A 372-nucleotide genomic window follows, 5' to 3' on the forward strand; every position below is an offset into this window, starting at 1 on the left:
CCTCACTCCGGCATTGCTCCGTGGGCCCGCCGCGAAGGCCCATCCATGGGCCAGCGCGGCTATCCCGGCATCCATGCCGGGATACCCACTCCACAATACCTGCGTTCGGCCATCGTGGTTAACGGGGCGCCGAGATCAACGTCCGCCGCGAGGCGGCCTTAGGGCCGACCTGGTTTTGGTTGGGATCGCGTTTCTTCTGTGAGTACGGGTTTGCTCGCAATAACGGTGGGTGAGCAGGCATGGCGACGAAAGTGCGCTGGTCTTCACTGGCACAAGCAAATGCCGCTTTCGAAAGCAAACGATAAACCTGTGGCGAGGGAGCTTGCTCCCGCTGGGCTGCGCAGCAGACCCAAAACCATTCAGCAAGGTGTA

At 61.3% G+C, this 372-nt stretch carries 1 protein-coding gene; it reads right to left on the bottom strand.

Features of this window, described 5'->3' with window-relative positions:
• Window positions 1–118 precede the first annotated feature (118 nt).
• The coding region (locus HU806_RS26620; protein ID WP_238350249.1) for a hypothetical protein at window positions 119–372 on the bottom strand (254 nt) is incomplete at its 5' end.

This window comes from Pseudomonas sp. SWRI154 (assembly GCF_014268645.1).
Classification (GTDB): domain Bacteria; phylum Pseudomonadota; class Gammaproteobacteria; order Pseudomonadales; family Pseudomonadaceae; genus Aquipseudomonas; species Aquipseudomonas marvdashtae.